This window comes from Streptomyces sennicomposti, from assembly GCF_019890635.1.
GTDB lineage: Bacteria > Actinomycetota > Actinomycetes > Streptomycetales > Streptomycetaceae > Streptomyces > Streptomyces sennicomposti.
In genome coordinates this window covers 1-18,512 of record NZ_JAIOAB010000076.1, presented here as the reverse complement: position 1 = coordinate 18,512, position 18,512 = coordinate 1, and the positions used below count along the sequence as shown (strand labels likewise).

16 protein-coding genes and 2 pseudogenes are annotated in these 18,512 nt (G+C 74.5%); 11 read left to right on the top strand and 7 right to left on the bottom strand.

Annotated elements, in window-relative coordinates:
- Positions 1-376: 376 nt before the first annotated feature.
- The 3 genes from tgmA to tgmC are packed head-to-tail and all read left to right on the top strand — an operon-like array spanning position 377 to position 2,729.
- Positions 377-643, top strand: coding sequence for a putative ATP-grasp-modified RiPP (gene tgmA, locus K7787_RS28550; protein ID WP_223003420.1), 267 nt, complete (start codon positions 377-379; stop codon positions 641-643).
- Positions 643-1,608 carry an ATP-grasp ribosomal peptide maturase gene (gene tgmB, locus K7787_RS28545; RefSeq protein ID WP_223003419.1) on the top strand — a complete coding sequence of 322 codons (966 nt, stop codon included), beginning with the start codon at positions 643-645 and terminating at the stop codon, positions 1,606-1,608. The genes tgmA and tgmB overlap by 1 nt, the downstream gene beginning before the upstream one ends.
- The gene (tgmC, locus tag K7787_RS28540) at positions 1,605-2,729 is read left to right on the top strand and encodes an ATP-grasp peptide maturase system methyltransferase (RefSeq protein WP_223003418.1); all 1,125 of its coding nucleotides are present in this window, start codon (positions 1,605-1,607) and stop codon (positions 2,727-2,729) included. Before tgmB ends, tgmC begins: the two co-directional genes overlap by 4 nt.
- A 170-nt stretch (positions 2,730-2,899) precedes the next feature.
- On the opposite strand, the gene K7787_RS31990 is transcribed toward tgmC, so the two are convergent.
- The 5 genes from K7787_RS31990 to K7787_RS31985 form a co-directional block, all read right to left on the bottom strand.
- Complete coding sequence (locus K7787_RS31990; RefSeq protein WP_247721369.1) at positions 2,900-4,849, bottom strand: DNA/RNA non-specific endonuclease; 1,950 nt, start codon at positions 4,847-4,849, stop codon at positions 2,900-2,902.
- A 1,016-nt stretch (positions 4,850-5,865) separates the two neighbouring features.
- Positions 5,866-7,950 carry an LppU/SCO3897 family protein gene (locus K7787_RS28530; RefSeq protein WP_223003417.1) on the bottom strand — a complete coding sequence of 695 codons (2,085 nt, stop codon included), beginning with the start codon at positions 7,948-7,950 and terminating at the stop codon, positions 5,866-5,868.
- Entirely contained in the window at positions 7,947-8,828 is an 882-nt protein-coding gene (locus K7787_RS28525) for a protein phosphatase 2C domain-containing protein (RefSeq protein ID WP_223003416.1), read from the bottom strand. Before K7787_RS28525 ends, K7787_RS28530 begins: the two co-directional genes overlap by 4 nt.
- A gap of 164 nt (positions 8,829-8,992) precedes the next feature.
- Entirely contained in the window at positions 8,993-9,676 is a 684-nt protein-coding gene (locus K7787_RS28520; RefSeq protein ID WP_019982117.1) for a vWA domain-containing protein, read from the bottom strand.
- Positions 9,677-9,770: 94 nt separating this feature from the next.
- Positions 9,771-10,037 (bottom strand): hypothetical protein, encoded by a 267-nt coding sequence (locus tag K7787_RS31985; protein ID WP_247721368.1) that lies wholly within the window; start codon positions 10,035-10,037, stop codon positions 9,771-9,773.
- Positions 10,038-10,390: 353 nt separating this feature from the next.
- Here K7787_RS31985 and K7787_RS28510 point away from each other — a divergent pair, with 353 nt between their 5' ends.
- From K7787_RS28510 to K7787_RS28475, 8 genes and pseudogenes are all read left to right on the top strand, one after another.
- Positions 10,391-10,549 (top strand): hypothetical protein, encoded by a 159-nt coding sequence (locus K7787_RS28510; protein ID WP_223003414.1) that lies wholly within the window; start codon positions 10,391-10,393, stop codon positions 10,547-10,549.
- 25 nt (positions 10,550-10,574) lie between these two features.
- A pseudogene (locus tag K7787_RS28505) lies at positions 10,575-10,901 on the top strand (BTAD domain-containing putative transcriptional regulator); the annotation flags it as partial.
- Complete coding sequence (locus tag K7787_RS28500; protein WP_223003413.1) at positions 10,852-11,766, top strand: hypothetical protein; 915 nt, start codon at positions 10,852-10,854, stop codon at positions 11,764-11,766. The pseudogene K7787_RS28505 and the gene K7787_RS28500, both read left to right, overlap by 50 nt.
- Before the next feature lie 97 nt (positions 11,767-11,863).
- Entirely contained in the window at positions 11,864-12,052 is a 189-nt protein-coding gene (locus K7787_RS28495) for a hypothetical protein (RefSeq protein WP_223003412.1), read from the top strand.
- A 267-nt stretch (positions 12,053-12,319) separates the two neighbouring features.
- A pseudogene (locus K7787_RS28490) lies at positions 12,320-12,676 on the top strand (SARP family transcriptional regulator); the annotation flags it as partial.
- Between the two features lie 79 nt (positions 12,677-12,755).
- Positions 12,756-12,878 (top strand): hypothetical protein, encoded by a 123-nt coding sequence (locus K7787_RS32180; protein ID WP_282107295.1) that lies wholly within the window; start codon positions 12,756-12,758, stop codon positions 12,876-12,878.
- A 21-nt stretch (positions 12,879-12,899) separates the two neighbouring features.
- Positions 12,900-13,085, top strand: coding sequence for an acyl-CoA-like ligand-binding transcription factor (locus K7787_RS28480; RefSeq protein ID WP_247721373.1), 186 nt, complete (start codon positions 12,900-12,902; stop codon positions 13,083-13,085).
- A 231-nt stretch (positions 13,086-13,316) separates the two neighbouring features.
- Complete coding sequence (locus tag K7787_RS28475; protein ID WP_223003409.1) at positions 13,317-14,381, top strand: tetratricopeptide repeat protein; 1,065 nt, start codon at positions 13,317-13,319, stop codon at positions 14,379-14,381.
- A 263-nt stretch (positions 14,382-14,644) separates the two neighbouring features.
- Here the strand turns inward: K7787_RS28475 and K7787_RS28470 are convergent, their stop codons facing one another.
- Both K7787_RS28470 and K7787_RS32520 read right to left on the bottom strand, forming a co-directional pair.
- On the bottom strand, positions 14,645-16,330 hold the full coding sequence (locus K7787_RS28470; protein ID WP_223003408.1) for a hypothetical protein: 1,686 nt from the start codon (positions 16,328-16,330) through the stop codon (positions 14,645-14,647).
- A 212-nt stretch (positions 16,331-16,542) separates the two neighbouring features.
- Positions 16,543-18,468, bottom strand: coding sequence for a helix-turn-helix domain-containing protein (locus K7787_RS32520; protein ID WP_504740008.1), 1,926 nt, complete (start codon positions 18,466-18,468; stop codon positions 16,543-16,545).
- Between the last annotated feature and the right edge of the window lie 44 nt (positions 18,469-18,512).

Genomic DNA, 18,512 nt, shown 5'->3' with positions numbered 1-18,512 from the left:
GAGTCACCTTCCGGAGTCTCCCCGCCCCCTTCTCCACGCGTTGACTGACTGCCGGACGCCGGGACGCGCACCCGTGAGCGCAGCCCGGCGCCCCCCGCCCGCAGGTCTCTTCCCGAGTCATGCGGGCGGGGCCCCAGCCACCCGGACCAAGGCGTGACGACGACCATGACCAACGAGCGTGTGAGACCAGGGCAATACCCGCGACAGAGCACTGCCTTCTTCTGGTCGACGCCCTCTCCGCCCGCTGGGGAACCGATCTCCTTCCCTGGGGCAAACGGGTCTGGGCCGAGATCGAGACCGAGGCCGGCGGCCGATGAACGGTCCCCATAAGGGCGCCCGTTCCCTCGTGTCCCCGCGTATCCAGAAGAGGAGACTCATGCAGCAGCACTTGACGTCGCCGAAGCAGGCCGAGCCCTGGGGGCTCGGACGCATGCGACCCTACCCGGCTGCGGCTGTCCTCCCTGCCGTCCGCCCCGTCCTGGACCCGCACACGCAGGTCCCCGTGTGGGTCGGTCCCGACGGCGGTTCGCTGACGGTCGAGGCCAAGCACAAGCGGTCGCAGACGTCGCAGGAGACGAGCACGAAGACCAGCCTGGACGGTACGCCGGACCAGGGCAGCGACCAGAACGGGGATTCCGACTGATGGCTGTGGGCGGGCCGCCCGTCCTCGTCGTGACCCGACTGGACGACGCGACCGCGGATGAAGTGATCACAGAACTGAACCGGCGCCGCGTGCCCGTGGTTCGCCTGGACCCCGGCGACTTTCCCCGTGAGGTGACCGTGTCCGGCACCTTCGGCAGCATCGGCGCCGGCGGCACTCTCTCCACCGCCTCCCGGAGCATCGACCTGGCCGAGGTGCGCTCGGTGTACTGGCGGCGGCCCACCTCCTACACGGCCGACCCTGCCATGGACGAGCAGACCGCCCGGTGGGCCGTCGAAGAAGCCCGCTACGGACTCGGAGGCATCCTCGCCGCTCTCCCCGGCGTCCACTACCTGAACCACCCATGGCGCAACCGGGACGCCGAGTACAAACCGGCCCAACTGGCGACGGCCGCCGCCTGCGGCTTCACCGTGCCACCCACTCTCATCACCAACGACCCCGAACGCGTACGCGCCTTCGCCGCCGAACACGGGCCGGTCCTGTACAAGCCGTTCAGGGACACCGGGTACACCGACGAGGCCGGCCGCGCGCTGACCGTGTGGATCGAGGATGTCGATCCGGGCGCGATCGACCACCGCCTGCGCCACACTGCGCACTTGTTCCAGCAGCGCGTCAGAAAGTCCGCCGACATCCGACTCACCGCCGTGGGGGACCACTTCACCGCCGTCCGCATCGACGGCTCGCCCGGCGTGGACTGGCGGCGGTACTACGACCGGCTCGCCTACACTCCCGTACCCGTCCCCTCGGCCATCGCCGAAGGCGTGCACGCCTACCTCGATGCCTTCGGGCTCGTCTTCGGCGCCTTTGACTTCGGCCTGGGCCGTGATGGTGTCTGGCACTGGTACGAGTGCAACCCGAACGGACAGTGGGCTTGGTTCCCCGACCACATCACCGCTCCCCTCACGCATGCCATCGCCGATCGCCTACAGCACGGAGCCCTCGCATGACCGACCCCGCAGATCTGCGCCGCCGACTTGCCGCCGCTGTCCATGCGGACGACCCGGCATGGCGCACAGCCCTCGAAACGGTGCCCCGCGAACTCTTCCTGGGCAACGACCTGTTCCAGTACGACGGTCGCCAGTGGACCCCCGTCCATCGCGACCTGACCGATCCCGAAGAGTGGCTGAAGCTCGTCTACCAGGACACCACCTGGGTCACCCAGGTCGACGGCATCACCGCCGCCGAGGCCACCGGACCCATCACCGGCCGCCCCACCTCGTCCAGCACGCTGCCCTCCCTCATCGTGCGCACGCTCGACGTCGCCGGAATCAGCGAGGGCCACTCGGTGCTGGAGATCGGCACCGGCACCGGTTATTCCACTGCCATCCTGTGCAGCCGCCTCTGCGACAACGACGTGTACTCCATCGAGTACGACCCAGGCCTGGCCGCTGCAGCGGCTGACCACATCCACGCCGCCGGCCATCACCCCACCTTGATCACCGGCGACGGCCTGGCCGGCTACCAGGACGGCGCCGAGTACGACCACATCGTGGCCACCTGCGCCGTCCGCCACATCCCCGCAGCCTGGCTCTGGCACGTACGTGCCGGTGGAACCATCACCACCACCATCAGCGGGTGGATGCTCGCCTCCGGACTCGTCCGTCTCACCGTCCAGGACGACGGCACGGCCACCGGCCGCTTCCATCCCGACCAGATCGGCTACATGCTCGCCCGCCCCCACGAACGCCCGCCCCGACCCACCTTCCGCCCACGTCCCGGACTCACCCGTGCCACCCGTGTGGACCCGGCACTCCTGGAAGACTGGACCGGGCAGTTCCTCGCTCAGCTGGCCGCGCCGTCCGCGGAACGCATGACCACCGGCACGGGCGTGATCCTCGTAGACGTCGCCACCGGATCGCAGGCGTGGACCGAGCCGGCCGGAGACGGGTGGAGTGTGCACCAGCACGGCCCCCTTCGCCTCTGGGATCAGGTGGAAGACGCTCTCATCGTCTGGCAGGACGCGGGCTCACCCCCGCACTCCGACCTCGGCCTGACCGTGGACCCGGACGGCGCCCAACGCGTGTGGCTCGGAACACCCGACGGTCCCTCATGGAACCTGCCGGTCTGAGCCACGGTGCGGAACTCCGGGTGGACAGGGCGCAGGAAGGCTGCCGGTACGGGGACAGGGGTGGTGATGTGCCGGGCGAGGGCCGTTCACGTGCACCGTGCACCGTGCATGAGGAAAGTGCCGTTTGCGTGAACACCCATGACGAGCGCATCGTCGTCGCCCCCACGAGGTCAGTTGCCGATGTTCGTGACGCCGGCCGGGCCGCCGTCCACCCAGTTGGGCACCGTGCGGGAGAGGACGTGCTCGGGGATCCCGGCGGGGGAGTAGAAGACGGCGATCATCGAGAACCAACGGGGGATGCTGCTGTCGGGCGCCCTGAAGACCGGCTCCACCAGATAACGCACGCTGCCGTCGGGCTCCTTGGCGATGTCCCCGGCCACCTCGATCTCGAAGTGCGACATGCCGAGGCCGCTGTTGTTGGTGAGGAGCTGCCCGCACGGGCTGAGGTTGGTCTTCAGCTTGTTGGAGCCTCCGAACCGTGCGGCGATGATGTGGCAGCGCGACAGGTGGTACCGGGGGTCCAGCCCCAGCCGCCGCACCGCGGCCTTCGCCTCCGCGTAACCGAACGGGTTCGGTTTCCGCTTCGCGGCCTTGTTCTTCGGCGGCTTCTTCAGGCAGGCCTCCCCGGTCTCGGTGCGCCCGTTGGCGCCGGCCGTGTTGAGGATCCACCCCTTGCCGCTCCTGACGGCGCCCTTCGGCATCCGGCGCGCGCAGTCCAGCGGACGGTCCGCGTCCCGCTCCCCCGCCGGCGCGGACGCGGTCCGGGCGGCCGACTCCGCGGGGGACGGCGCCTGGGCCAGCTGCTCCTCGTCCCGCCGCTGGGCCTGCTCCAGGGCGCTGGTGTCCACCTCGGCCAGGACCCGGACCACGGTGTCCGCGGTGGCGTGGACGCTGTAGGGCTCGGGTGCGCCGCTGATCCGCGTACGGGCCTCGGCCTCCCGCCGCTTCGCGGCCTCCACCGACGCGAACAGGGGCCCGGCCTCGGCGTCCGTGCAGGTGACGTCCCCGGGGGCGTCCAACGGCAGCCGCCCGGTGGCGCTGCACGTGCCGGCGGCCCGGCCGTCGAGCCGCACCGTCGCCGTGAGCCGGACCGTGACCCGGCCGCCGCGGATACGCCGTCTGGCCTCCGCGCTCGGGGTGACGCCCGCGATGTGCGAGGTCACCACGCACCCGGAGGCCGCGCAGCGCAGGGCCGGCTCGGTCCGTACCCGGGCGCTGACGCCCGCGTCCAGCGCGGTCCGCAGCTCCGGGACCCGCTCGCGGATGCGGCCCGCCAGGGCCGCGCTCTCGGCCCGGGACAGCGGGGCGACCGTGAAGGCCGCCGCGCCCGCCGCCGCGGCGTCCACTCCGGTGCGGAGGGCGGCCGGCTTGGTCACGGTGAGCAGCCCGCGCGGCCCGGACCGGGCGAGCGCGGCCAGGGTACGGCCGGTCGCCGAGCCGCCGGTCGCCGGATTGTCGGATGCCGGACCGCCGGTCGCCGGACCGCTGGATGCCGAGCCGCCGGTCGCCGGACCGCCGGTCGCCGAGCCGCCGGTCGTCGGACCGTTGGACGCCCGGGGGACGAACGCCAGCAGCCGGTGGGGGCGCGCCTTCGAGACGTACAGGACGCCCTGCGGGGTGTGCGCGCTGAGCGCCGGCGCGCCGCCGGCCGCGGCGGGCGCGGTGTCCTCGTCCGACAGCGTCGTCGCGCTGTCGGCGAGCGCCTTCAGCAAGAGGTTCGCGAACACCGAAGGGCTCTGCCCGGCCTCGGGGGCGTCCGGGGAGTCCGTGTCGCGGGTCGCCCCTGCGACCCACTGGCCCGCGCGGTCCGAACCGGCCCCCGTGCCGGTGCCGTCCGAGTCGTCCGGGTCGTCCGGGCCGTCGGCGGAGGCCGGGGTGCTGCCGGGCAGGCGGACGTAGGTGGTGCCGCCGACGGCCATGGTCGTCACCGGGGCGCCGTCGTACAAGGCGTCCCCGAGCGAGGCGCCGGAGGCGGTGGTCTGCCGCTCGGTCCAGGCGGAGCCGTCCGCGGCGGCCCGGTAGCGCACACCGGGCTGGAGCGCCAGGTCCACCAGCGCGGACGCGATCGCGGCCCGCCGGTCGGGCGGCGGCGTCCCGGGGGCGCGGTGCCAGGTCAGCAACCCCGCCGTGACGACGGCGGCGAGGGCCGTGGCGACGAACGCGGCCCACCGTCGGGGCCTGCGGGAGCTACGAGACCCGCCCGTGGGGACGGGCGGCCCCGGGGGTGTCTGCTGTGTGAGTGCGGGTTGCCGGGGCGCTACGGGGACCGTGGGCGGCCCGGATCGCGGGGCCGGCCCCGGCGTCCCGCCCGGGCCGGTCGCAGGGCGGGACGCCGGCCGCGCCCACGTCGAGGCGGTCCCGCCCGCCGCCTGCGCGCTGCCCGCGCTGCCCGCGCCGCTCTGCCCTCCGGGCGGCGTCCGGGACCCCGGGTGGACGCCGGAACCCGGGACGGAGGACCGCCCGGGGGAGGAGGACCGTACCGGGGAGGCGGACCGCCCCGGGGACGAGGGGCGCGAGGCTGCGGACTCCCGGGCTGCGGACCCCGAGGATGCGGGCGGTGCGGATGAGGGCCTTGGGGCTGCGGGCCGCGCGGCTGTCGGCCCCGGGGATGCCGGTGGCGTCGACGCGGGGCCGGACACGGGCCGGCCCAGGAGCGGCGGCACGGCCCGCGGGGTGCCGAGCCAGGTCGGCAGGTTCGGTACGTTCCGTACGGCCCGCGTGCCCGGCTGGTTCCGCGCGGCCCGGGCGCGGGGCTCGTTCCGCGCGGGCCGCGTGCCCCGCTCGTCCTCCGCGCCTTGCGTGCCGGGCTCACTCTGCGCGGCCCGGGCGCCGGGCTCGCTCTCCGCGCCCTGGTCGCCGGGTTCGTTCCGGGCGGCCTGGCTGCCCGGTTCGTCCCCCGCGCCTTGCGCGCCCGGTTCGTTCCGTACAGCCCGCGTGCCGGGCGTGCCGGACGTGCCGGGCGGGCCGGGCTCGGCGGGCTCGGCGGGCTCGGTGAGCCTGCCGGGGGTGTCCGGTGTGTTGGGCTCGTCGGCCCCGTCCGTCCAGTAATGGGACCCCACCGGGGCCTCCCTTCACGTTCGTTGTTCGGGATGCGGGCGGCCCCCGCGCGGCCCGTGGCCGTACCGGGGCCGTGGGGTCAGCGCCAGCGGTAGCAGACGGTGTAGGCGAGTTCCGGGTACTCCCGGGACCGCCAGGTCGTCCAGCCGTCGTTCCCGCAGAACGACGCCGCCTCGTACCGTCCGGTCCGCCCCGAGACGACGACGTTGGAGCTGTCGCACGAGCCGGTGTTGGTGAACGTCGCGTCGGACCCGCTGCCGCTGTTCAGCAGGCACTGACGCACCTGGGCGTAGCCCATGGCGTCCGGGTAGTTCATCGACAGGCACAGGATGCGGTCCAGACCGGCGCCGGAGGGGCCGTTGAACGGCTTGAGCAGGTTGTAGTGCGGCCAGCCGTCGCACTTGGACTTGTTCCGCCCCTGATAGACCGCGAGCACCTTGAAGTTGCCGGTCTCGCAGGGCTCCGTGTACCAGGTGCCGCTGCCGTTCGGGCCGTAGACGCAGTCGCCCTGCCCGGCGTGGTAGGCGTCGCCCCCGGGGTTGAGGTAGCTCAGGCACAGCACCAGGTCGTGGCGGTGGGAGGAGACGCTCTCGTCGCTGTCGTCGACGCCGTCGCAGCTGTCGAGGTCGGTGGTGCCGTGCCGGATGTCGACGACCTTGAACGCGCCGGGCGAGCAGGACGTCGACACCAGGTCCGGCCGGGTCCGCGTGCCCTCGTCGTCGAAGCAGGAGCCGACCTCGGCGTCGCCGACCGGGTCGGGTGTGGGCGACGGCGACTCGGTCGCGTCCTCGTCGGCGTCCGAGTCGTCGGCGGCGGCGCCGGCCGTCGTGTCGTCCCCGCCGCCGGCGCTCGTGCCGTCCCCGGTGTCGTCGTCGGTGTCGTCGGTGCCGTCCGATGTGCCGAGGCCGCCGCCGGAGTCGTCGGCCGAAGTGCCGCCGGTCCAGGCGCCGCCGGTGGAGCTCTGCCCCGACGAGGTGGTGGACCGCGCGGTCGAGGAACCGTCGTCGCCCGAGGACCGCAGTCCGAACAGGACCGCGACGGCGATGAGCGCGGCGACCACGGCGACGGTCCGGCCGGCGGACTTCCGCAGGGCCGGGACCCGTGCCGACCCCGAGCCGCCCGGCCCCGTGCCGCCCGGGACCCGTGGCGATCCCGGACCGCCCGGCGGTCGTGCCGCTGCCGGAGTGCCCGGCGGCCGGGCCGACCCCGGGCCGCGGGGCGACGGCGGGGCGGGCGGCTTCGGCGCGGGCTTGGCGGACGCCGGACGCCGGGCGGCCTTGGCGGACGCGGTGGCCGCGACGACGGTGAGCCGTTCGGCCCAGGCCGCGGGGGCCGGGCGGCGGGCCGGATCGGCCGAGAGGCCGGCGCGGGCGAGGTCGCCCAGGGTCGGGTCGAGCGCGGCCAGGGCGGCCGGGTCGGTGGCCGTCTGGTCGCGGGCGAAGAGGCGGACGGCGAGCAGGGCCAGCTTGTAGCTGTCGCTGGACGGGGTCGCCTTCTCCTCGCCCGCCGGGATCTGCCAGTCGGGCGTCTCGGCCTGGGGCAGCGCGCTCGCGCCGCGCAGCCGCATGGCGTCGCAGTCGACGAGGAAGCACTCGGGGCGGGCGGCGGTGGTGAAGAGCAGGTTCTTGGGCGAGAGATCGCCGACCGCGATGCCGATCCGGTGCAGCCGGGTGAGGGTGGCCGCCAGGTCCGCGAGGAGCAGGACGCGGTCGCGTTCGCTGACGCGCAGGCCGACGCCGGCCACGTAGGCGTCGTCGTTGAGCAGGAACTCCAGGTTCGCCAGCCGCCGGTCGCCCCGGGAGGCGCCGCCCAGAGGCCGGTAGGCGAACTGGAAGCGGTCGGGCACCAGGCGCATGAGCAGCCCGCAGGGGCGGCCGGCGCGCTCCACCACGGCCGCGGGCCAGGCGGTCTTCTCGCACAGCCACCGGCCCTCCGCGGTGCTCAGCGAGGCGGTGAGCGCCACCTGCGCGGCCAGGGCCGCAGCGTCGAGCGAGGGCAGGACGGCGGGGGCGTACTCCTTGTAGACGACGTCCCAGCCGCCGTTCACCGATGTGTTGATCTTCTTGTTGAGGACCTGGTGCACGCTGCCCTGGCCGCCCTGCCCGAGGAGGCGGCCCAGGGTGAGCGTGCCGTGCTCGACCACGGGTGTGCGGGAAGCGCTCATGTCGCCGGCGCCCCCGGGTGCGGCCAGACCGCCAGCAGGGTGCGGTCGTCGTCGAAGGTCTCCCGGGAGAAGTCGAGGAGATGGGCGAACCACGGCGGGGAGACGGGCGTGGCGAGCTGACGGGCGAACAGGGCGCCCACCTGGCCGTCGCCGTCGCCCAGCGGGTCGCCGAAGCCGTCGGTGCCGACCAGCAGGGTGTGCGGGGCCGCCAGCCGCACCACGGTCCGCTCCAGCGGGTCGGGCACGTGCGGGAGCGGGGTGACCGCGTTGGAGACGACCGGGGAGCCGGAGCCGGTCTTGGCGCCGAACAGCGCCTGGTACCGGCCGGCGGCCCGGTCCAGCACCCAGGCGCCCGAGTCCCCGACCCGGCACAGCTCGGCGACCGGTCCGGCCGGGTCCGGGCGCACCACGCCGGCCACGAGCGTCGTCGCCAGCATGTCGGCCACCTCGCCCGGCTCGGGCTCCCGGCCGCCCTGCCACCACTGGGCCAACTGCCGCAGCCGTTCGGCGGCCCGGAGCAGCACGTCCCGGAAGTCCAGCGGCCCGTCGCCTGCCGACAGCAGGTGCAGCATCCGCTCCACGGAGGTCCGGCATGCCTCGATGGCGCCGAACTCCGGTCTGCGGGCGCCGGAGACGCCGTCTGCGACGGCGAACACGACGCTTCCGCTCGCCTCGTGGCACGCCGCGCGCGCCGCGTCCTGCCGGGGCTTGCCGGAGTAGCGGTGCTGGGCGCCGCGCACCGAGGCGAAGCGCAGGCACAGGGACGGTGTGGACCAGCCGTCGCACTCGGTGTCGGGGAACTCGAACGCGTACCGGCCCGGCGGCCGGGCCTCGAACTCCGGACCCGGCGTCCCCACCGCGATCGGCCGCCACGGCACGGGCGGCACCGGGGGCGGCGCGGCGGGCGGTACGGACCGTACGGGCGGCACCGGGGGCTGCGCGGCGGGCGGCGCGGACGGTACGGGGGGCGGCGCGGCGGGCGGCGGAGGCGGTACGGGGGACCCTCCGAAGGGCCTGGAACGCCCCCGGCCGGCGGCCATGTTCACTGCCCTACCTCGTCGATCGCCATGCTGAACTGGTCCGGACGGTTCACCACCAGCTGCGGGGCGCCCGAGTTCAGCGCCTGCCCCGAGGCGACCAGACTCGCCGTCAGCGCGTGGAAGAACTCGGCGACCGCGCGCCCGATGTCGGTCCCGGGCTTCGCGATGAACGCGAACTCCGGCTGGGTCGCCACCTCCACCATGGTGGACGCCTCGGCGTTGCCGATGCCGCAGGCCACGATGTTCGGGGCGGTGGGCGTCCGCGCCCGGTCGGTCAGCTCCCGGTGCGGCCGCCGCCAGGCCCCGCCGTCGGTCGGCTGCCCGTCGCTGAGGAAGAACACCACCGGCCGGTGCACCTTGTAGCCCTCGCCGCGCAGCCACCGCACATCGTTCGGGATCCTCGTCGACAGGTCGTCGAAGACCGCCTCGTAGTTCGTCAGCCCCCGGATCTCGACCTTCGGCAGGCTCGTCTCGCGGCGCATGTCGGCCACCGCGAGCCGCACCTGGACGTCGTCGGAGAAGCCGAGCACGGCCAGCCGCAGCTTGGCCGCGATCATCGGTTCGGCCCGCAGTCCCTCGCAGAGCGAGACCAGACCGTGGGTCAGATCCTGTTCGTACGGGCTCATCGAGCCCGACTCGTCGGCCAGCACATAGGCCGGCAGCAGTACGCCTTTGGTCTCCGCCATGCTGATTCGCTCCCCGTTCCGTGTCACCTGCCGTACGGCGACGGCGCGCCGCCGTACCGGCCCTTCGCCGTGGCCGCCTTCGCGGCGGCCGCCCTCACCATTCGCTGTGCAGCAGCACGGCCCTGATCGCGTCGTCGACGGTCGGGAACACCCCGAGTTCCTTCTTCGCCATGGACGCACGCCGGGAGCCGAACGCCAGCCAGAGGCCCGCCGCCGTGGACACCGCGTGCCCCACCGGCGCGCCCCGCAGGACGCTCCCCTTGAAGACCTGGACCACCTCGTCCCGGCCGGCCGAACTCACGTCCAGGGAGAACCCGCCGCCCTCCGCGAGCCGCTGCGTGGATTTCTCGATCCGTGTCATCACCGTCTCCGTCGCAGTCGCCGTGTCCGTCGCCGTGTCCGGAACCGACAGGTCCGCCCTGGCTCCGGGCGGTCTTGCCAACCGTGGCGGCAGGCGGTGAAATCCACGTGAAATGCCGCTGGTGCGGGAGCGGGCAGGGGGCGCGCGGCGCACGGGAGTCCCTGAGCGGCTCCGGATCGAGGTGCTCGGGCCGGTCCGGGCCCGGCGCAGTCCGGCGCGGCTGGACATCGGCCCCGCCCGGCGGCAGGCCGTACTCACGGTCCTGGTGCTCGGCGGGGACACGACCGTTGGCCACGGGCAAGTGCTCGACGGCGTTTGGGACCGAAAGCCCGCCGGCAACCGGCCGACGGGTCTTGCCGAGCTACGTCTACCCGCTGCGCAAGGCGCTCGACCCGCCGAGAGCCGGCCGGGCGGGCTCGGTGGTCCGCGGCGGGACTGGCGGATACCGCTTCCTCCTCGATGAAGTCGAGCTGGACGTACAGGAGTTGACCGAGCACGCCGCACAGGCCTGACGCGCGGGCGGCGGGCGACCTCACCGCCACCACCGACCGGTTCACCGCCCTGTCCGCCTCGCACCCCCTGGACGAGTCGCTGCTGGCCCTGCGCATGCGCGCCCTGTACGGCTCCGAACGGCAGGCCGAGGTCCTGGCGGCCTGCACCGACATGCGCCGGCTCCTGCGCCAGGAACTGGGCGTCGATCCCGGCCAGGAACTGCGGCGCGTCCACGAGGCGGTGCTGCCGGCGCGACGACGCGTACCTCCGTGGCCGCGCACCGGCCCGCCCGGCCGCCCCGCCCGCCCGCGCGCGGCGCGTGGTGAACGACCTGCCTGGCGCCGTTGGCCGGCTCCTCGAACGCGAACGTGAACTGGACCTGCTGACCGCGCCCGTCCCCGACAGCGCCGTGACGGTCATGACGGTGGACGGCACCGCGGGCGTCGGCAAGACCACCCTCGTCGTCCACCCGGCCCACCGGCTGCGCGCCGTCTACCCCGACGGCTGCCTCTACGTCGATCTGCGCCCACAGCCCCGGACCGTCCGGCCGCCTGTCCCCGCAGCGCGTGCTGCCGCGGCTGCTGCGCTCCCTCGGCGTCACCGACGACGAGATCCCGGACGGCCCCGACGAACTCACTGCGGCCGGCGCGCGGCGACCAGCTCGCTGCGGCTGCTGATGGTCCTGGACGACACCGCCGGCAGCCGGCAGGCCGAGCCGCTGCTCCCGGCCGGCCCCGGCAGCCTCGTGCTGATCGCCGGCCGGCGGCTGGTCGAACTCGACGCCGACCGCAGGCTGACCCTCGAACCGCCGGAGACCGGCAGCGCGGTGTCCGTGCTACGGCACCTGATCGGCGAGCGGCGCGCGGACGGCGAACCGGAGGCGACGCGCGAACTGGCCCGGCTGTGCGACGGGCTGCCGCTGGCCCGGTGCATCGCCGGGGCGCGGTTGCAGACCCGTCCCGCCTGGAGTCCGGCGTACCTGGTGGAACGGCTCAGCGGCGACGAGGGTCGGCTCGGCGCGCTGTGGGCGGGCGACCGCAGTGTGGAGGCGGCCTTCCGGTTGTCCTACGAGCAGTTGCCCGAGCGGCTGCGACGCGGCTTCCGCGTCCTCGGCATGGTGCCGACCGCCGAGGTGGACCGGCTGACCTCGGCCGCGATGCTCGGCTGCCCGCCGCGCGACGCCGAGGAAATCCTGGAGAACCGGGTCGACACCAGCCTGCTCCAGCAGCCCGTTTAGGCCGCTACCGGCTGCACGACCTGGTCCGGGTGTACGCCAGACGGCTCGCCGAGGCCACGCCCGCGGAGGCCGCCGCGGGGCACGCCGCTGCCCTGCGGTGTACCTGGACGCGGGCCGTGTCGCCAGCGACTGGGGGCCCGAGGCGTTCCCCACCGGGCCGCGGGCAGCCGGCGACCTGTTCCCCGACTGGCCGGCGGCGGAGCGCTGGCTCGACGCGGCGGTGGGCGAACGGCCCGACGTCGTCGCGCGGGCCGCCGCGCAGGGCGAGCCGGACCTCGCCTGCTGAACCGCGGAGACGCTCAGCGACCACCTGCTGCGCCGCGGCCGCTACCACGACGGCCGGTCCGCCTTCGAGGCCGCGCTCGCCTGCGCCGACGCCTGCTCGGACCGCCGCATGGTCGCCGCTCTGCGCAACGGCATGGGCATGATCGCCTTCTACCAGGGCCGCCACACCGAGGGGCAAGTGTGATTCACCGAGGCCCTGCGGATCGCCCGCGCCGACGGACTCGTCCACGAGGAGGCCCGCGCCCTGGCCGGCCTCGGCGCCGCGGCGATGACCCTCGGCCGCATCGAGGAGGTGGTGCCCCGGCTGACCGCGGCGGTGGAACTGTCCGAGCGCCTGGCGGACAGCTGGCTGGCCACCATGGCGCTCGACCTGCTGGGCACGGCCCACCAGATCCAGGGCCGGCACGACGCCGCCCTGAGCTGCTTCGGCCGCGCCTGCGCCCACGCCGAGCGGGGTGGCCGGCCCCATGTGCTCAGCCGGCCCCTGTCATGCATGGCGGACGTGCACCTCGACCGCGGCGACTTCCGCGCGGCCCGGGGCCTGTTCCGGCGGGCCGCGGACCTGGTGGTCCGGAGCGGGGACGTACTCCTGCATGCCCTGTGGCTCACCCGCCTGGGGACCGCCGAGGAGGGCCTCGGCAACCTGAGCGGCGCCCTGGAACTGCACCACGAGGCGCTGGAGCGGCACGCGGCACGTACCGGACGTGGTGCGGGCGACCCTCTTCCACCTGCTCGAACAGGGCCTCAACGAGGACCGGGACACCATGCTGGCTGGGCTCAAGCTGGCCGCCCGGGTGCAGCCCCTGCGCGCCCGCATGCGGCAGTAGCAGGAGAGCCGGGTGACGCACATGGCGGCGCTGCTCGCCGAGCGCACCAGCGTCGACGAGAACGGCTACGAGGTCAGACTCACGGCGACGGTGTTGGTCGCCGTGCTTACGGAGACGCTGTTGTTCTGGGCAGAGCACGACGGCGAACCCGATCTCACGGCTCTCTTCGCCCGCGCCTTGGACCACTTGGGCGGCTTGAGCCTGTGACCCGCGCCCGGCCCGCTCGCCGGGTTTAGTCTCTGCACGCCGCGAAAGAAATTAGATTAGGCGATTTGCACCACGACGGAGCGCCTGAGGGGGGCCGGCCGCGGGGAGGATCGGGCACGTGGATACGAGACGCGGCGTTCTCCTATGCCACCGACGCCCTGCGCCGGGTACCGGTTTGTGAAGGGGGTTCATGTGCAAACCTTGTTAGCGACTATCGTTGCATCAGCGGCGATGACGCTGGTGACGCTGATCGTTTCGGACTCGTGGGAGCGGGTGAAGGGCGGAGCTGCCCGGCTGACGGCTCAGCTCTTCGGGCGACGTGGCTCGGGTGGAGCGGTCGCGGCGGAACAGCGATCGGCGGAGCAGGAGCTGGACCAAGCCCGAACAATGGGAGATCCTCGTACCCGAGAGGGCCTCCGGAAACGCCTGGGGCGGGACCTGGAAGAGCTTCTCGTGCCGACCGCGTTCGCCGACCGGGCGCTCAGAGAGGAGCGTCTGCGCATCGCGCCCCTCTCGGAGTTGCTGCGCGAGGCCGTCGATCCCTTCGCCGTGGTCGGCGGACCACAGCCGCTGGAGTGGCTGGAGACCAAGCGTTCTGCCGTCCTCGAGGTACTGCGCGCGGTGGTGCGGCACAAGCTGTACATCCTGTACACCCCGGCCTGGTACCTGGCCGAGGCGTACGCCGTGGTGCTCCTCTACCGCCGCCGCACCGAATACTGGCACCGGGAACTGCTGGAGCTGGGCATCGAAGCGGCCGAGGAAGCGGCGGCCCGCGCGAGGACGGCGGGGGAACTGACGGAGGCCATGGCGGGCGAGGCCCGGCTGCGCAGCCTGCTGTCGCGCCTGCTGGTCGACCTAGGCCAGTACGACGGAGCCCGGGAGCAGTTGCAGAAAGCCAATGCCCGCGCCGAGGCGAGCGGTGACCTTGAGCTGCGGGCCTCCGTGCTGGAGTTCTTCGGCCGGTACCTGGACATCGTCGATCCGCCTGCGGCCATCGAGATGTATCGGCGCTCCCTTGAACTCAACGAGCGGGCGGGGCAGACCCGCGGTATCGCCCTGGTCACCTTCTACCTCGGGTGCGCTCTCGGCAGACAAGGCGATCGCAGGGGGGCCATGGTCTTGCTGCACCGGGCTCTTGAGGAGCTGGAGCACCGCGTGGAGCCTGACCTCAGGATGGCCGCCCGGGTCCGGGTCGCCATTGGCCTTATCCACAGAGATCTCGGCGAGACCGAGGACGCGATCATTCAGCTGCTGGCGGCCGTCGCGGCGTTGAGGGCAGTGGCCGACGACATGTAGGACGAGGCTCAGGCGCTCGAACAGCTCGCCGGCGTCGCGCGGCGGGCCGGTGGCCGGACGGAGCTGGTGCGTGAGTGCCTGAGCCGGGCCGCCGACATCCACGAGGCGCTGGGCGACCGCGACCGGGCGCGGGGGCTGCGGGAGCGGTTGGCGGACGACGCCGGGGAGTGAGGCCGGGCGGGACCCCTGGGGCCGGGGAGTGAGGCCGGGTGGGACCGTGGCGCCGGAAAGTGAGGCCGGGTGGTGCCGTGGGGCGGGGGTGGTCAGGCGGTTCGGGGGAGGGGGCGCAGGCGCAGGACGGCGTCCTCGTCCCGCAGCTCGCCGATCCGTAGCGTCACCTGGGCGCCGTCCGGCCCGATCCCCTCGCTCAGACAGGCGTAGACGACGGCCGCCGGCAGCCCCGGGTCCAGTTCGGGGCCGGTGACGGCGGCCTCCACGACGCGGCCGTCCCTCAGCCCGACCAGACAGCCGCCCCCGCGGACCGCCGAGGCCGCGAGGAGGCTGCCGGGCCATCGGGCGAGCGTGTCCTCGATCCAGCGCAGCGCCCCGACCGCGGTGGGCGCGGGGTCCCGCCGGACGAGCACCGAGGCGCTCTCCGTCAGCCGGTGGTCGCGCTCGTCGTCCGCGCACGCCAGGTGCGTGTGGTGGGCGGGGGAGTCCGGATGCGGCCCGGCGTGCGCGGCGACGGCCGCCGGAACCCGGTGCACCGTGACGGCCGGGGCCGTGCCGCTCCCGGTGACCGCGGTGGTCACCTGCCAGGAGGCGACCGGCGCGGCGGGCGGCTCCGGCGACGCCAGCACGGGGGAGACCGGCGGCGCGGAGGCCGGCTCCGGGAGCCTGAGCAGCTCGTACACAGCGGTGCGGAGCCGGGCCAGGGCGTGCCCCGGCTCGGCGAAGGCCCGCGCCGCGACCGCCGCGTACCGCTCGGGGGTGTGCTCGCGCACGGCGTCCTCCACCTGCCGGCGCAGATCCCCGCGCGGATCGAGCCGGGGCGCGACGGCCGCCAGCTCGTGGACGGCCGTCCCGGGCACCGAGTCGCCGCCGAACGCCGCGAGCAGCACCGGTAGGCCGGCCGCCGCCCCGTACAGCGTGACCGAACCGTGGTCGCCCACCAGGACGTCGGCGGCGACGAGCGCGGGCCGCCAGGCGTGCACGGCCGGTATCAGCAGCAGCCCCGCCTCCAGGGCGGCGGCCTGCAGGGTGCGCAACTGCCAGGCCCCGTGCGCCGCCCACACGTTGGGGTGGACGATCGCGCCCACCCGGTACTCGTCGCAGGGCAGCCGGGCGAGCAGCCGCGGCAGGAGGTCCGGGTGACTGCCCAGGAGGGAGGTGTCCCGCCAGGTCGAACTGACCATGACCAGCCGCTGGTCCTCCCCGACGCCCAGCGCCTCCCGGTACGCCGCCCGTCGCGGCCGGCTGCCGACCAGCTCGTCGAAGCACGGGTCGCCGACCAGCAGGGTGCGGCCGGCCGCCTTCGGGTGGGCGGCGACCAACTGCTCCTCCTGCGCCGGGTGCGAGATCGCGAGCCAGGCACGGCCCGACTCCAGCAGGGAGTCCGGTACGACGCCGGAGAGCCGCTCGCGCGCGCTGCGGGAATCCGGGACGCGCTTTTGGAAGCCGATGCCGTGCGGCAGCACGAGCACCGGGCAGTCGCCCTCCGGTACGTCGATGTTCTCGCTGGCGGAGAGGATGAGGTCGGGGGCGATGTCCCCGAGCTGCGCCCAGGGGGCGACGCGGCACCCGGCGGCGCGGAGCAGGTCGAGGACGCCGTCGTTGAACGCGGACGTCGGGTCGTGGGCGAAGACGACGGTCACCCGGCCGTCGTCGCGCAGCAGCGCGGGCAGCGCCTCCAGGACGCGTACGGTCGAGGTGACCGTGCGGGCCGCGACGACGAGCACGCGCTCGCCGTGGAAGGTGCGCCAGCGGTGGGCGTCGGCCCCTACGGGCACACGGAGAGGCTGCTCAGCGAACACGGTGGCCACCTGGGACAGACCCGCCCCTCCGACCGGTCACCGAGCAGCGGCTCGCGGCGATGGTGCTTTTGTCGCGTTCCAAGCCGTTTGACAACCCTTCAGGTGACCTCGGAGAGGGGGAACGAGTGTCGGAACTCGTACACCGTAACGAATCACGCCGACCACGTCCCGAGCCTCGGTCACCTGGCTCATGGCGTGCGGGCGGGCGCCCGGCGGGCCGCTTCGGCCGCGTGCAGGCGTACCGCGTCGTACAGGCGGTAGCGCGTGCGGTCCTGCCGTGCCGCGGGCACGGGGTGGATCAGCTGGCGGTGCAGCAGCTCCTCCAGCAGATCGGCGGGCGGCCACGGCGACGGCGTCACCCGGGCCGGGATCTCCGGGATGCCGAAGTCCTCCGAGGAGCGGGCCAGTTCACGCAGCGCGGTGCGCAACGGCGGTGGCAGGACGCGCACATACGCGGTCACGCCGGCGTGCACGGAGAGGTCGCCGATCCGCAGCACCGCCAGCCGGTCCCGCTCGTCCGCCAGCCGGTCCGCCAGGTCCCGCAGCCGGCGGTGCGGGCGGGCCGTGAGCCACAGGCCGGCGATGTGCACCGCCAACGGCAGCCCCGCGCAGGACCGTACGATGCTCAGCGCCGCCGGCCGTTCGGCCCCGGTACGGTCCGCGCCCACCAGGTCCGTCAGCGCCCCGAGGGCGTCGGCCTCCTCCAGAGCGCCGATCCGGCGGCTGAACCGCTCCGGCAGGGCCGACAGTTCGCGCCGCGCGGCCACCAGCACCGCGCTGCGTCCGTCGTCCACCAGCAGCGGTCTGACCTGCGCCTCGCTGTCCACGTTGTCGAGGACCACGAGGACCCGCCGGGTGCTGAGCGCGTTGCGCAACTGGGCCCGGGACTCCTCCGGATGCTCGGTCGCCGGAGCGCCGCCGAGGGAGCGCACGACGCGGCGGACCAGGACGTCCGGGGGGACGGGGGGCGAGTCCGCCGGGTGCAGGTCGACGAAGACCTGACCGTCCGGGAAGTGCTCCCGCACACCGTGGGCGGCCCGCAGGACCAGTGCGGTCTTGCCCGCGCCGGGCGGTCCGACGACGACCGCGACGGGCCTGCCGGGGCCGGGGTCGCGGCGCGCCAGGTGCGCCATCAGCTCCCCGGCGACCGCCTCCCGGCCCACCAGCCGATGCCGGGGCGCCGCGGGCAACTCAGCGGGGACCGCCGGGAGCGGCGAGGCGGGGAGGCTCGGCGGGGCGGGGAGGGTTGGTGGTGCCTGCCGGACCGGTGGTGCGGCTTCGCTCTGCGGTGCGGGCGCATACGGTGGCGCGGGCACACCTGGTGGCGTGGGTGTGCCTGGCGGTGCGGGCACACCTGGCGTCACGGGTATGGGCGGTTGTGCGGTCACACCGGGGGATGCGGGCATGGCCGGTTGTGCGGTCACACCTGGTGATGCGGGTATGGCCTGTGGGGTGGGCACACCTGGCGGTGCGGCCACGTACGGGGGCGTGGGCACACTCGGTGATACGGCCGCGAGACCCGGCGGTGCGGGCACACCCGGCGGTGCGGGCACGACCGGTGGCGCTTGCGCGTCCGGCGGTGTGCGTGGACCCGGCGGGGCAGGCGCACCTGATGGCCCGGGTGCGCCCGGTGGTGCGGCTCCGCCCGGAGGCAGCACGCCGCCCTGCGCTACGACTCCGCCCCGCGTCACGGCCCCGTTCTGGGCCACCGACCCGTCCTGCGCCGCCACCCCGTCCTGCGGCGCGACCCGTTGCCCGGTGCGGGGCAGTCGCAGCAGGCGTCCCACCTCGGCCGACGGCAGTCCCAGCGCCTCGGCCAGGAGCAGCAGCGACTGCTTGCGGGGGCGGGCGGTCTGGCCGGTCTCCAGGTTGCGGATGGCCCGTACGCTCAGCCCGGACCGTTGCGCCAGCTCCCCCTGGGTGAGGCAGGCCGCCTCTCGCGCCCGCACCAGCGCGACCGCCAGTCCACCGGCCGCCCCCGCCGAACCGGCAGCCCCCGCCGAACCGGCGGCACCGGCCGCACTGGCCGCCGCGCCCGGCGAACCGCCCGCCGGAACGCCGCCCGCCGCGCCGGGCAGCCCATCGCCCGCCCCGCCGGGCAGCGCACCCGCCACCTCGCCCGGCGAAACCCCAACCGCCCCGGCCACGCCGACCGAGT

What these genes read in the sequence shown, in the direction of transcription:
- K7787_RS31985 (WP_247721368.1), bottom strand. Translation starts at nt 10,037, where the DNA reads ATGACACGGATCGAGAAATCCACGCAGCGGCTCGCGGAGGGCGGCGGG.
- K7787_RS28475 (WP_223003409.1), top strand. Translation starts at nt 13,317, where the DNA reads ATGACGCTGGTGACGCTGATCGTTTCGGACTCGTGGGAGCGGGTGAAG.
- K7787_RS28480 (WP_247721373.1), top strand. Translation starts at nt 12,900, where the DNA reads ATGGCGGCGCTGCTCGCCGAGCGCACCAGCGTCGACGAGAACGGCTAC.
- K7787_RS28520 (WP_019982117.1), bottom strand. Translation starts at nt 9,676, where the DNA reads ATGGCGGAGACCAAAGGCGTACTGCTGCCGGCCTATGTGCTGGCCGAC.
- K7787_RS28530 (WP_223003417.1), bottom strand. Translation starts at nt 7,950, where the DNA reads ATGAGCGCTTCCCGCACACCCGTGGTCGAGCACGGCACGCTCACCCTG.
- tgmB (WP_223003419.1), top strand. Translation starts at nt 643, where the DNA reads ATGGCTGTGGGCGGGCCGCCCGTCCTCGTCGTGACCCGACTGGACGAC.
- tgmC (WP_223003418.1), top strand. Translation starts at nt 1,605, where the DNA reads ATGACCGACCCCGCAGATCTGCGCCGCCGACTTGCCGCCGCTGTCCAT.
- tgmA (WP_223003420.1), top strand. Translation starts at nt 377, where the DNA reads ATGCAGCAGCACTTGACGTCGCCGAAGCAGGCCGAGCCCTGGGGGCTC.